Raw genomic sequence first — 1,570 nt, 5'->3', positions numbered from 1 at the left:
TCCCTCTGGTTGGAAGAAACTATCGAACTCTTAAAAGCGAAGAGATTTGACGCTTTAGACTTAGAAAACTTAATCGAGGAATTAGAAGACTTGGGAAACGAAAAAAAGTTTCGTGTTGCCAGTTTATTAGAGCAAATTATTAGAGATTGTTTATTATTACAATTTTGGACAAGTGAAAGAGAATATAATCGTAGTCATTGGCGTTCAGAAATCGTCAATTTCAAAAACCAGATCGACACTTATTTAACTACTAATCTCCGCAATTATCTCACTCAAGAATTACCTCGTATTTACCAGAAAGCTTTAAATTATGTTAGAGAAAAAACCGATAATCAAGTTAGTTTTCCTGGGGAATGTCCCTACAGTTTAGAAAATCTTCTTGATCTCGATTGGTTCCCCCCAGAAAATGAATAAAGGAAAAAATGAAATGCTGAAAAAGTTTCTACGTTGGCTGATTATTGGGGGAACCTTATTTTTTGTTCTCAGTAACCTTAAAAATAACTGGGATAACGTCACCTCAGTTAGAATTGAAAATCATGGTTGGTTATTTCTTTTCTTGGCACTTGTAACCACCGTTATCGCTCAAATTTGGGCAGGATGGGTGTGGACATGGATACTCAAAAGCTATCAACAACCGATTAAAACCTCCACAGGAATTGGCATCTATATGATTACCAATTTAGGAAAATATCTACCCGGTAATATCGGCCACTTTTATGCTCGCATTGTGGCAATTAATAAAGCAGGAAGTGATTGGGGAACCGCTAGTTTAAGCGTTTTATTAGAACTTTTATTGCTGGTGTGTGCAGCCTTAGCCATAGCAGTTATTGGTAGTGGTTTAGGTTGGATGAAATCTAGCTCAAGTCTAGGGATACAGATATTAGTTTTAGGATTAATTTTAATCAGCATTCATCCCAAATTTTTAAATTATCCTCTGAAAATCCTTAGCCAAAAGAAAAAGATTGCTCAAAAACCTGTTTATCTAACTAAATATCCTCTCGTCCCTCTCTTGGGTGAAACTGGATTTTTATTGTGGCGCGGTGCGGGTTTTATTTTAGCTTGGATGGTGTTAAAAATGATTACCCCCGCTCAGATTTTACCCCTCTTAGGAACCTTTAGTTTTGCTTGGTTATTGGGTTTAGTTGTCCCCGGAGCGCCGGGAGGATTAGGAGTTTTTGAAGCTACAGTGATCGCACTTTTAGACACAGAAAACTTTCCCGCCGCTAACGTACTTATCACCGTTGCTATCTATCGTTTAATTAGCATTCTCTCTGAGGTCATTGCCGCCGGAATCGGGACAAAATTAGTTAAAGATAAAGCCAAGTTTTTTAGTTAGCTTAAGAATATTATTCGGGTGTGTTAGCCCAATGTAACGCACCCAGAAGAAAAGTTTTGATCATTGTTAAGCGAAGATAATTTTCTCAACTCCTATCTATCTCCTGACTTGAAAGAGGGTGTGGGGTGTGGGGTGTAGGGAAGGAAACCTCTTTCATCTGTGGGGGTGAAAAATTTGGTTCTTCGGTTTTTGTTATGCAATGGACGGGGGTTATAAGGGATGTAACCCTTATAT

2 protein-coding genes are annotated in these 1,570 nt (G+C 38.0%); both read left to right on the top strand.

From position 1 onward, the window contains the following. On the top strand, positions 1 to 414 hold a 414-nt coding region (locus tag PX636_RS14975), incomplete at its 5' end, for a DUF29 domain-containing protein (protein ID WP_288117697.1). Continuing rightward, positions 407 to 1,336, top strand: a complete 930-nt coding sequence (locus PX636_RS14970; RefSeq protein WP_288117696.1) for a lysylphosphatidylglycerol synthase transmembrane domain-containing protein — start codon at positions 407 to 409, stop codon at positions 1,334 to 1,336. The genes PX636_RS14975 and PX636_RS14970, both read left to right, overlap by 8 nt. Positions 1,337 to 1,570 lie beyond the last annotated feature (234 nt).

This window comes from Microcystis sp. M53598_WE2, assembly GCF_030067735.1.
Classification (GTDB): domain Bacteria; phylum Cyanobacteriota; class Cyanobacteriia; order Cyanobacteriales; family Microcystaceae; genus Microcystis; species Microcystis aeruginosa.
The sequence above is the reverse complement of the archived record's forward strand: the minus strand, read 5'-3'. Positions and strand labels throughout refer to the sequence as shown.